This window comes from Microcoleus sp. B13-B6 (assembly GCF_036705405.1).
In the GTDB taxonomy this organism is placed as follows: Bacteria; Cyanobacteriota; Cyanobacteriia; order Cyanobacteriales; family Microcoleaceae; genus Microcoleus.
This window is the reverse complement of the sequence record NZ_JAUBUJ010000076.1, coordinates 1-10,947: the sequence shown is the minus strand read 5'-3', so window position 1 is coordinate 10,947 and position 10,947 is coordinate 1. Positions and strand designations below refer to the sequence as shown.

Annotated in this window: 6 protein-coding genes; 3 read left to right on the top strand and 3 right to left on the bottom strand. The window is 44.9% G+C overall.

Going from position 1 to position 10,947, the window contains the following annotated elements:
• Positions 1–1,534 (top strand): CHAT domain-containing protein (locus QUB35_RS27085; RefSeq protein WP_333144736.1); only part of this gene is annotated, 1,534 nt, incomplete at its 5' end.
• A 215-nt stretch (positions 1,535–1,749) separates the two neighbouring features.
• On the opposite strand, the gene QUB35_RS27080 is transcribed toward QUB35_RS27085, so the two are convergent.
• The 3 genes from QUB35_RS27080 to QUB35_RS27070 all read right to left on the bottom strand — a co-directional run bounded on the left by QUB35_RS27080 (position 1,750) and on the right by QUB35_RS27070 (position 8,186).
• Positions 1,750–6,306, bottom strand: coding sequence for a hypothetical protein (locus tag QUB35_RS27080; RefSeq protein WP_333144735.1), 4,557 nt, complete (start codon positions 6,304–6,306; stop codon positions 1,750–1,752).
• 225 nt (positions 6,307–6,531) lie between these two features.
• Entirely contained in the window at positions 6,532–6,867 is a 336-nt protein-coding gene (locus QUB35_RS27075; protein WP_333144734.1) for a DUF4351 domain-containing protein, read from the bottom strand.
• A 29-nt stretch (positions 6,868–6,896) separates the two neighbouring features.
• Positions 6,897–8,186, bottom strand: a complete 1,290-nt coding sequence (locus QUB35_RS27070; RefSeq protein WP_333144733.1) for a transposase — start codon at positions 8,184–8,186, stop codon at positions 6,897–6,899.
• Positions 8,187–9,041: 855 nt separating this feature from the next.
• Between QUB35_RS27070 and ccsB the strand changes: the two genes are divergently transcribed.
• Positions 9,042–10,112 (top strand): c-type cytochrome biogenesis protein CcsB, encoded by a 1,071-nt coding sequence (gene ccsB / locus QUB35_RS27065; protein WP_333144732.1) that lies wholly within the window; start codon positions 9,042–9,044, stop codon positions 10,110–10,112.
• 230 nt (positions 10,113–10,342) lie between these two features.
• The gene (locus QUB35_RS27060) at positions 10,343–10,768 is read left to right on the top strand and encodes a KGK domain-containing protein (RefSeq protein WP_333144731.1); all 426 of its coding nucleotides are present in this window, start codon (positions 10,343–10,345) and stop codon (positions 10,766–10,768) included.
• Positions 10,769–10,947: the final 179 nt, after the last annotated feature.

Below are 10,947 nucleotides of genomic sequence, written 5' to 3'. Positions count from 1 at the left end.
TACTCCAAATCCAGCGCCGGTACCCAATGTTTTGCCGATCGCACCCACAATTACTCCCAATCCAGTGGTTGCGCCTGCTGCTGCGCCGATAAATCTCGCACCGATACCGGAACTCGCAGCCAACCAGCCGCCTAGCACAAATCCTTTATTTTCGCCCAGCTTGCAAGAGCAAAACCAGATATCTAATTCCTTGCAACAGCGCAATTCACCTCCCGCGTCTGCGAATCTTGACGCTTCCAAGTTGCCACCTAACCTCGGCGCTGTTATTTTTCCCGTGGAGGAGAGATTTACCAGCGAGTTTGTCGATTACCTAAATTTGCCATCAACAACTGCGCTCGCCACCCTAGAAGATGCCCAAATTACCCTTCGCAGTGTCCAACAAGCCACAGGCATCAAACCAGCTCTCATTTATATCAGCTTTGTACCCAGGGGTTCTACAGTCGATCGGCCTTACAGCAGTTCCCCCATCTTGCGCGTAGAACAGCAAATTCAAGCCTCTGACGAACTGGAAATGATGGTGATCGCCCCGGAAGGCGTACCCGTTCGCCAGCGCATCTCTGGAACCTCTCGCGCCCAGGTAATGCAAGCTATGGAGAGATTTCGGGCTGAACTGACTAATCCGGTAAAGCGCAACACAAAAAGTTATTTGCCCTTGGCTCAGCAGCTCTACAAGTGGATAGTAGCGCCGCTCGAAGCAGAGTTGCAAGCCAAAGGCATTGAGAATTTATCTTTTATCTCAGATATGGGGTTGCGATCGATACCGATGAGCGCCCTGCACGACGGCAAAGGCTTTCTGGTAGAGCGTTACAGTGTTGGATCGATGCCAAGTCTGAGTTTGACGGATACCAGCGCCACCAATTTTAAAAATACCCAAGTTCTGGCAATGGGGGCGTCGCAATTTCCAGAGATGAGTCCTTTGCCTGCGGTGGAACTAGAAGTATCGACAATCACGCCGCAGCAGTGGCCGGGCAAGTCTTTCTTGAACGAAGCTTTCACCCTGGCTAATTTGAAATCGCAGCGCCAGCAGTATCCTTTTGGGATGATTCACTTGGCTACCCACGCCGAATTTCGAGCTGGAGAGCCCAGCCAATCCTTTATTCAGTTGTGGGATACTAAATTGCGTTTGGATCAGTTGCGGCAAATGAATTGGCACAGCCCGCAAGTTGAAATGTTAGTTTTGAGTGCTTGCAAGACTGCTGTGGGCGATCGAGAGGCCGAGTTGGGCTTTGGCGGGTTAGCCGTGCAAGCCGGGGTTAAATCGGCTATGGCGACTCTTTGGTATGTCAGCGACGAGGGCAGTTTGGGGTTGATGACGGAGTTTTACGGGCAGTTAAAAACTGCTCCGATTAAAACAGAAGCACTGCGGCAAGCGCAATTAGCGATGTTGCGGGGAGAAGTGCGAATTGAAGGGGGGATGCTGCACACTTCTGTTGGCAATCTGCCGTTACCCCCGGAATTGGCAAACACGACGACTCAGAATTTCTCTCATCCTTATTATTGGTCTGCTTTTAGAATGATTGGCAATCCTTGGTAATAAGGTTTGTTTTAGTCGATCGACTGTTTGACTTTGCGGGCGATCGACTATTGGCAAATTGTGAGAGAGGAAGCATGAATGGAGGGGTAGTGATAATTGCCGATTTTGTAACATCTCTTCCATTGTAAGTTAATCGGTGCTGCCATCACGAAGGGAATTCCCTATTTTCATTACTTCGCTTCAGCAACCCCACACGGGAAACAGACTCGCTTTTATCATCTATCATATTGCGTTAGCACCTCAGCCAATTTGTAAACTTCCATCTGAGTCATAAAGTCAATCAAGTCAAGACAACGCACTTGTAGGTTTTTGTCTTGGCTTTGACTGTACAATTGCAGGACTAATTTACTAACTTGGTCTGCTTTAATCCTTCCACGCTGACGAATATCAGAATCATCTGACCTCAAGCCTTCTAGAAAGCGATCGCACACTCGATAAGTAACCTCATTTGGAAGTTTAGCTGTTGTTTTTTCCAAGGCATGAATTAAGTTGTAGTCGTCATTATAAAATGCTCGACTATCAACAAATGCCTCCACTAAACAAATGTAATCACCCAGTTCATCTCCCTCTAAATGCAAGAAGCACCTAGCTGCTTGAGAACGCACTTTTTCAGTCGAATCATCAAAAAAAGATATTAATTTATTTTCACAAAACTCCCGAAAGTGTGCTATACGAAAGTTAGTTACAAATATTTCAGCAGCAGCGATGCGATGAGTTTCTGTACTAGACAGGCAAAGTTCTGCCAGCCAACGTGCCTCTTCGATATTTAGAGATGCTACACAGGCTTGTCTAGTCCCAACCTTTACTACTTCCGGTAACTCACACATAATCATCCGTTCAACAATCGATGCCAGCACTTTAAAATGCGTTTGTAAAGCATAGTACAAAAAATCCTCAACAGTGTGAGTTCCTAGAAGTGCATCTTCGGTATTGCAAAGTTGCTGAAACAAGCTGACAGCTAAATCTCGGTCATAATTCAACATTGCTGTTAGTGCTTCAACAGCACACGATCTAACAGCAATCGAAGAGTCTTGAACTATCTGTTGGAGATGTTCCCGAAAGTAAGATGCGCGATTTTTATCCGCAAAAATTAGTTTGGCTATGGCACTTACAGCACTACCTCGCGTGGAATTAATTCCAGCATTTAAAATATCACCACCATAGTAAACCTGTCCGTTGGAAGTCTCTTGTTCTGGGTTAGGGTCGTTTAAGGCATACCAAGTTACAATATCAAAAGCCTCTTGAGGCCAAGCTAAATCAGCTAATTTCCCCATCAGCAAACTAATCGAACGACCACAAGGATAATTAGGTAATTGGTGGCAAAGCTGACATACCCTAAAAGCAGTTTCAAAATCTATATCAACTTCTGCAATACCGCGTAAAACTGCATTAAAATAAGATGAATTCGCGCTATCGGGAAACCGCCCTATTAATCCAGCAAAGCGCAAAGGCTCCTGTTTTACTTGGCTTTCTAAAAATTTAGATAAGTTATAAGCTCCACCTATTATTTGCCCAGTCCGCTGAAATCCACTTCTAAGATCATTGTAATCATAACGAGCAATAGCCTTTAACCATTGCTCATCAGTCATCTTTTCTGCTGCTTTTTTAGGTATTGGAGAACCAACAATAGAAGCTGCGATTGGCTCTGATGGTTCGATTTCGTCTGATGGTATTAACTGTAAAGCAGTGAACTTACGTTTCCACTCCTGTAACCGACGATTAGCTATTTCTGTGCGTCGCGAGGAATCAATCGCATCTAGCAAAAGAAACTGTGGATAGCCTCGGAATTTAAGAGCTATAGTAGATTTTGGAGCTTCTGTATAGTAATCAAGAATCAAAGTTTCAAGCTTTAGTAAGTTTTCATGAGAACAATGCGTCGTAATTGCTTTTAGTAAAAGTTGGGTATAAAAGTAAACTTCATGACGAATAATTCCATTACGATCTACCAATCCTCCTGTTTGAAGTCGTGCTGTTTGTTCGCAGAGGTAATCAATGGCTTCATCGGCAAATATTTCTCCATTCGCAGTGTAGGCACGAATCAACAGAAACTGGATTGTTTCAAAATAGGAGTTACGAAGATGCTGCTCTGCGAGGAGCGAAAAGTCTTCAGGATGGTTCGCAGCCAAATTCGATATTGCCTCTTCCATTCCACTTAATAAGGCATCATGAATCTCATAGCCTTTACCATGAATTCGGCAATACCAGACCAAATCAGGCCAAGGTGGATTATTTTGCTTCAGAGAGGTTAGATCCATCACCCGAAGCATAAAAGGAAGTAAGTATTTAATAAAAGCTCTGGGAGCATTACGGACGCTTGCTATTAAAATTTCTTCTGAAAAATTGCTGTAAGGTAGGGCGCTAGAGCTTCGATCGAACAAATTGGGTTGTCCAGCAGCAATACTTAAATCTAAATACCGATTGAAATAGCAAGCAATAGCTTCACAAGCCCATTCTGGGCGATGTTTAGGTAAAGAATCTATTCTCATCCAGAAATCACGACTAGAATCGATTATTTCTCGTGGTTCGTCCAGAATCCCTTCACCAATCAGTCGCAGGAAAAAGTCGAAAAAACGACGAGAAGGAACAAGTTCTGCCCCTTGTATAAGGTGGTTTAGCCGATTATGCCATGCTTCTGATACGCCAATAAAAGGCTCTGCTAGCTCAGCCACCCGCTCCGGTATCTGCCTCTGCATAATAGATAGCAGCGTTATCGTTTGCTCGATACGCTCGTCGTTCTCATCCCTGAGCCATTTTTCTATTAATCGTAGAGAGTCTAGTAGTTGGAACCAACGAACCGAGCTACGCAAAGTTCGCCAGACTTGTTGTGTGATAGGCTCGGATTCGTCACCCATCAAGGGAGCTATAATTTCCCACTCCTCTTGTGTGGGGTCATCTAGCGCTGCAAGCAGGGAAAATACTACCTTTTTTATGTGAAAACGAATGTTAGAGCTAGTGAGTAAAGCTTGGAGGTCGGCAAGATAGCGATCGCGCTCTGCATCCCTTTCGTAAACTAAGATTTGGCGAACTTGAGCGCGGCGAAACAGATGTTGCTGTTCTCTATTTCCCAAAAACTCCAATAATTCCTGATCCTCACCTGCAAAACGACGGGCAAAAGCATAGTCAAAAAAACCTTCATGAAAAAATGAATACTGCTGCCCCTCTAGAATCAATACGTGTTCGGAGGCCAGCCATTCAGCAGTCTTTCCATATTCATCCACACGAGCTTTGGGAGCAGACAACCTCTGATGTTTACTCATGTAATCACAGAGAGTGTATATTACATTCGTCCAATGCTCAGAAGCACCAAGCCGACCGTGAATAACATCCTTTTTATAGTCCCAGAACTTATCGTATATATCTTTTGCTGTCCTAAAGTTGAGGACATTAGCTTTTGAAACTTCTGCAACTTCTGCTAGCAATCTCAAGTGCAAAGGAATAGATAACAATTCAAGTTGCTTATTGTTCAGTAAGCTGCTATCTAATCCCAGTTCTGCAACCATCTCTCGCACTTTTTCGTGAGACAGGCGGCTAATTATCACTGTCTCGGCAATGCCATTCTCACCTGTTAAACGCTTAAGTCTGCAGTCATAATCTAGGTCAAACTTGCGACAGGCTAGTAGTAGACGCATTTGTGGATAAGCTTTAACCTGGTCGATGATTAGATCGATACATTCAAAAAACTGAGAATTGCGACCAGAAGCTTTACTTACAGCATCAAGCTGATCGATAATCAGGACACAATCACGCCCTTGTGCAATATTTGCTAGAACATGAGCAGGAGAACCGGGTAAATTTTCTAGCTGTTTTCCGATTTGATCGGGTGAGTCTGTTGGGTCTAAACGATCTACCCGAAAAGCTATTAACGGGATACCCTCTTTACGAAGCGCTTCCACAGCTTGAAGAATGACGCCGCTTTTACCAACTCCAGCTTCACCTGCAACTAATACACCGCCTTTACTATCTAGTGAGGTGAGCTTATTTAAAATAATGTCTACTTCATCTCTGGGGATTACTGCTCCTGCGATCGCTTCTTTCTGCAAACGAGAAAGGTAGCGATCGTTCACTCGATCGACAGCAGCCAAAACGTGAGGGTCTTTGCCCCACTCGCGACGGCGATAGCCTCTTTCTTCCAATAGGTAATGCCAGATATCATGTGCTGTTAACTCATTCCTAATTCTGTTTTGCGCTAGTTCAGCCAGTTCAATCCTTACAGTTTTTGAATCGCCCTCAACTAAAGCTGCTAAACGATTATCAACAGTATTAACCAGAAATTGCTCGCCAACTGTTTCCACTTTGACTCGCTTGATCGCTTCGTAAGCATCTGTGCGAGAACAATTTTCCCATTTCTGAAGGAGCGTATCGAAGTGACCAGATAGTTTTTTATTAAGATAAGTTTGCTCAAACTCTGTCAATGATGCAGCATCTCTTGCATCCATCGCTAACCTTTGCAATTCTTCTGCATCTTGAGTAGAAATAAATACACAAGAAACATCTGGATTACTAAGACTTCTCCAAAAGTCAGATAGGACTTGAACTTGTTGAGCTTCCAAAGATTTTAGTGTCCAGCGCCCAAGCCCACTTTTTTGTCGCTTAACTTGGTGATACTCCAATTTACCATTTCGACGAATAAAAAACTCTATGCCGTCTATACCTGGTGGTTCTAGACTAATAGAATCGGCTTTCTCATCCATGACATCAACCATACAATGCACAGTCCACCGACCTTCATAGCGATTGCCTAGTTTGTCTGCTACCCCACCAGCAAAAGTCATATCGTCCCTCTCTTTTTAATCTCTGCTTAAAAAGGTTGCAGTATAAAACTTGCAACATCGTTATCTGTTAACCATTATGTGCGATCGCACCCTGAACATCCTCTCAGCAACGGCGGATGCACCAAAAGAACCCTAAAACCCAGGAAATAGAGGGGGGGTACGTTTGATGTGTTTGTGCGCGTAAATGGCGCGATCGCCCCCTCAAGTGCAATTCCTAACCTCGTTTCAATCTCCCTGCGGCAAATTCTCCAGCCAAACCTCTAAATCCTCGATCGACTGAAAATCTAACAATTCCTCTGCTAGAGTTTCAATTTGCTCGATCGACAAATCAGCAATTCTAGTCGTGATAGATTCCGGTAATGTTCCAACTCGCCGATTTAACAGACGGCGATTTAACTGACGTAAAATCAAGGCTCTTCCTTCTTGTTCGCGACCTTGAACAATGCCTTGCACAATGCCTTGTTCAATGCCTTGCTCAATGCCTTCTTCCTTAGCTTCCCGATAAAACCGAGTTTCCTCAAGCGTAATCCCTAACATCGCCTCTGCCTCCCTTCGGTTCAAATTTGTAAACTTTTGACATCCTCCCACCACTAATTTGGAGTACCGAATATAGTGGGGGATTCCCAAGAATTCTTGGTTCGCAGTTCATCGAGCCAACTTAGAGCAAGAACGTCTCCGTTCTTAAGCCAGAGGTTAGTTTCTCCCTGCGCTTTTGAGCTTTTGGCTCCAGATTCCGTATGCCCTACGGTACTGTTTAAATATTCAGCTAACAGCTTGAATCCTTTTGCCAAAATGTTTTTTGCGGCATTGTGGTCGCGATCTAAAACCGTGCCACACTGGTTACATCGATGCGTCCTGGTGCTAAGAGTTTTCTTCACTTTCGATCCACAGCACGAACAATCAACAGTCGTGTTTCGAGGTGGAACAGCGATAACAATGACACCGTGAACCAGGGCCAAATATTGAAGCCATTGAGTGAATTGATACCATGATGCGTCGCTAATAGACTTAGCTAAGTGGTGATTTTTCACCATGTTTCGTATCTTCAAGTATTCGTAGACAATTAGGTCGTTATATCTAACTAGCGCCAGAGCATCTTTACGAGCCTTGTCTTCACGCTGTCTACTTACCTTGAGATGTTGTTTGGCTAAAGCCCTGCGAGCTTTATGGTATCTATTAGACTGCTTTTTGCCCCTGATATGCTTCTTAGAAACCCGGCGTTGCAGCATCTTGAGGCGACGTTCGGACTTTCTCAGATATCGAGGGTTATTGACAGTATTTCCATCAGAATCGGTGTAGAACTCTTTAAGCCCTAAGTCGATTCCCGTCATTTTTCCTTGAAACTCATGCTCCTCTCTTCTATCCCAGTTCACTAAGAACTGAGCGTAGTAGCCATCAGCAAGTCTGATAACTCGAACCCTAGAGATTTGTTTTTCTGAATACCAGACCAAATCCCTAGAGCTCCATAAGTTCATCGCTCCTACTTCAAAACCATCGGTGAAGGTTATCTGTCTTCTATCAGCAGATAATTTCCATCCACTGTTTTTGTACTCAATGGAACGGCTGAACTTCTTGTATTTGGGGTAGCCTTTTTTACCAGGCTTACCCAATCTACAGTTTTCATAAAAACGCCCAATAGCAGACCACGCTCTATCTGCGTGAGCCTGTCTAGCTTGAGAGTTAAGCTTCTTCGTCCAAGGGGTTTCCTTGTTTTTAGCTAGTACCGAGCAAAGCTTTTGGAGGTCATTCCTAGTGACTCCTTTGTTATCTTCCCAATATCGCAGACAAGTGTTGCGGATGAATTGTCCGGTGCGGATTGCTTCATCCAACTTACTGTACTGTGATTGAGTTCCTTTTAACTTTGCTTCTATTACTAACATGGTAGAATGATACCACATTTTACCCAACACAAACACGGGTAGAATTATAATGATTCGCTATCGCTCAATCGTTAGCGGGTCGGCATTCATCTCGCCGCTAAACCATCGGGGGTACTCGCGGATCTCGATAAATCCCCCTCGGTTATAGCGGGAGCCTTCTGCGGACATTAAGGTAAAATATTGAATCTCGACGCATTAACCCAACATCTCCTCTAACCTATGCAACTGCTCGAACCCTCAGTCGATTTTAGATTTTAGATTTTAGATTTGACTCGCCTTGATAAATCTGGGAGGTTGAGCTTTACTCTAAAATTTGGGGAGTATCCACAACGATTGTCGGGGGCTTCCGTTTTTTTGCTGGTTGCAAAAACAGCAAATGGGTAATCAGCTCAATCAATTCTAAAGGATTCCAGATAGCCCCAGATCAAAAAACATCCTATATTTTCAGTCCTAGACGCACTCCCGACCAAGAAACGGGGTTTTTTACTTAATCTCTGGGTAAAAACGAAGGATTTTCCTAAAACCCGGTTTCTGGCCCCCCGTGCGTAAGTCCTAATTTTGTTAATCGGCGATCGAATTTCGCCCATCAGCATTCCGTGTTTCCTTACTGGGAACTCGTCCAACCTCAAGCCCTCAGCCAGAATCAACAAGTGTGACTTGACGGGGTGACACTCGTCTGGTGGGTCAATAGTAGCTTGTTTGATGCGTCCGCGCGATCGCCCGCCCGTACCTCAACAACCGCCAAAAACTCAGAATTGCCACAAAAATTCAAAATCTCAAACCCAAAACTGCCCAACGCCAGTACGATCGATCTAGTTAGCAAAAATAAGTAAAAACACTAGCGGAGTAATTTTTATGGATCTGGTCGTACTCCAGAACTGGCTGGACAACATCTCCTTTGCCGTTTTGTTCTCCACAATGCTCATTTACTGGGTTGGCGCAGCATTCCCCGGCATTCCCTACCTGGGGGCCCTAGGAACCGCAGGAATGGGCGTCGCCAACCTATCCATCGCCGCTTTACTCGGTTCTCGATGGATAGAAGCCGGCTACTTCCCCTTAAGCAATCTCTACGAATCCCTATTTTTCCTAGTTTGGGGAATCACCGCCATCCACCTAGTCGCGGAAAACATGAGTCGTTCCCGCTTAGTAGGAGTAGCGACATCCCCCGTAGCAATGGCAATATCCGCCTTTGCAGCCCTGACTCTGCCGGCAACCATGCAATCTGCAGAGCCCCTAGTACCCGCCCTCAAATCAAACTGGCTGATGATGCACGTTAGCGTCATGATGCTAAGTTACTCAACTTTAATGGTAGGAGCGCTACTGGCGATCGCCTTTTTAATCGTCACCCGCGGCCAAAAAATCGAACTCACCGGTAGTTCTTTCGGCACCAACAGCAACCGCAACGGCAACTACCGCCTCCAACGCCCTCAAAACCCCGAACCTCAAATTGCAGAAACCAGCGCCGACAGCGCCTTAGTTTTCAGCGAACCCTCTTTCAACTCCAACAATAACGGTTTAGGCACCACCGCAGTGCTCGAATTAGCCACCGTTCAAACCGCATCAACCGCCCCAACTCAAACCGCAGAACTTCTCTCGCCCCAGCGCTTGAATCTAGCAGAAACTCTTGATAACATTAGCTATCGCATCATCGGTTTAGGATTCCCTTTACTGACAGTTGGCATTATTGCCGGTGCGGTTTGGGCTAACGAAGCTTGGGGCTCATACTGGAGTTGGGACCCGAAAGAAACTTGGGCGCTAATTACTTGGTTGGTATTTGCTGCCTACCTGCACGCCCGCATTACTCGTGGCTGGCAGGGAAGACGCCCAGCAATTTTAGCTGCCACAGGTTTTGTGGTAGTTTGGATTTGCTATCTAGGCGTTAATCTGTTAGGCAAAGGTTTGCATTCCTACGGTTGGTTTTTCTAATTCCTAATCCACCAATCAGCCAAAGAAGAACAGGATAAGTCAAAGAATCGGGATTAATCTCATCTCCGGTTGTAGGGTGGGCAATTCCCACCTTACTCAACCAGCGAGATTCTAATAATTAACTCCCTCTTCCTTCTTATAACTTCGGTCTTCCTCACATCCGTTACATCCGTTACATCCGTTACATAATCCGTTGCCGAACTTCCTTCATTAAAATAAGGACAATTAATATGGACGAATCCCCAATATTTCCCCAAGAAGACGATGTTGTGTCTGCCCCTACCAGCGCTTTGATGTATCAATGTACATTCAAAGTCAGCGAATTTATGGCCATTATGCAGGCGAAATTGGTAGACGAAAAATTATTCTCAGACGGCTTGGATTGCGAGCTATTAAGTGCTGGCAAAGACTGGACTAAAGGAAAACTTAGAATGCGTCTGGAGTTCATTCCGCTTGAACCTGAAATCAAAGAACAAAAAGCCCTTCCTGCCGCTGCCGAAAGATCGGACACCGTGCAAAACTATGCCGTAGATAGCTCAAGTCAAACCGATATAGATGAGCCATTAAATCAATGTGACTCAACAGAAATAAATAATCATTTTCCTATTTCTAGGTATCCAGACCGCGACCCCCAAAGTATAGGAATGTGGAGCTAGGAAGGCAAAAACTGAGATATTTGGAGAGGGGGATGCTTCCCCTTCTTTGCTCAAAATCCATCCGTTAAATCCCGGACACTGCTCGTTTTCTAAGGAATGAGAATTAAATAACTTCCACAAGTTTGTGGGATGGGCGTCCCCCCCGTCCAAAAAGGACGGGCGGGACCCCCCACCCACCA

Coding starts and splice junctions, on each gene's coding strand:
- QUB35_RS27080 (WP_333144735.1), bottom strand. CDS start 6,306: ATGACTTTTGCTGGTGGGGTAGCAGACAAACTAGGCAATCGCTATGAA.
- QUB35_RS27070 (WP_333144733.1), bottom strand. CDS start 8,186: ATGTTAGTAATAGAAGCAAAGTTAAAAGGAACTCAATCACAGTACAGT.
- ccsB (WP_333144732.1), top strand. CDS start 9,042: ATGGATCTGGTCGTACTCCAGAACTGGCTGGACAACATCTCCTTTGCC.
- QUB35_RS27060 (WP_333144731.1), top strand. CDS start 10,343: ATGGACGAATCCCCAATATTTCCCCAAGAAGACGATGTTGTGTCTGCC.